This window comes from Oleiphilus sp. HI0066 (assembly GCF_001635725.1).
The window spans coordinates 1-740 of record NZ_LWFH01000704.1; the positions used below are offsets into that span (position 1 = coordinate 1).

The 740-nt window shown below is 43.8% G+C and carries 1 protein-coding gene; it reads right to left on the reverse strand.

What is annotated here, in order from left to right:
• Window positions 1-740, reverse strand: a 740-nt coding sequence (locus A3738_RS08780; protein ID WP_068763536.1) for a LysR family transcriptional regulator, incomplete at both ends; no start/stop codon positions are given.

Below are 740 nucleotides of genomic sequence, written 5' to 3' on the forward strand. Positions count from 1 at the left end.
CATTTATGTAGCTGGTCTTGATTACTACGCTGGTGCCAGGCCGCAATGACATCAAACCCTGGAATTGTCCTATCAAGCTCAATTACTTTTAGGTCGTTATCAGGTAGTAGTCGAGATGGAATAAAGCCGCACAAATCACTCTCAGCTATACAGGCTTTTGCGGCGGTAAACGTAGGTACAGACAATACAACGTTTCGCGGATGCCCCTGTTGTTCAAACCAATCATTTGCTGCACCTACAAAGTCACCGCGTGAAGGCGAGACAACTAGCTGGGGGATTTTTGCAATGTCAGAAATAGCCATTTTCTTACTTACCATCGCATTATTCTTTGAAGCCACGCAGGTGTAGCTTTCAGGATACAAATTAAGCGTTGGTAGGTTTGATGGTACGAAGGAAGGGTTGCTAATGACTAAGTCTACTTCTCCGGTTAATAAGGCATTGGTGATCTGATCGATCTCAAGTTTCCTGACTGATAGCTTTACACCTGGCGCCTCTAGGCGAATTATTCTTAATAGCTGAGGCAATATCACTTTCTGTTCAAGGTCCGTTGAACTCAAAGTGAAAGTTCGTGTAACAGTTTTAGGCTCGAAAGTTTCAGGTTCTAATAACGCTTCAATTGACTCAATAATGTGTTCCACTTTTAACTGGAGTGATTCTGCAAATGGCGTGGGGATCACGCCGTTACTGGTTCGCACAAATAAGCGATCATCTAGCGTATCGCGTAACTTACGGAGTTGATC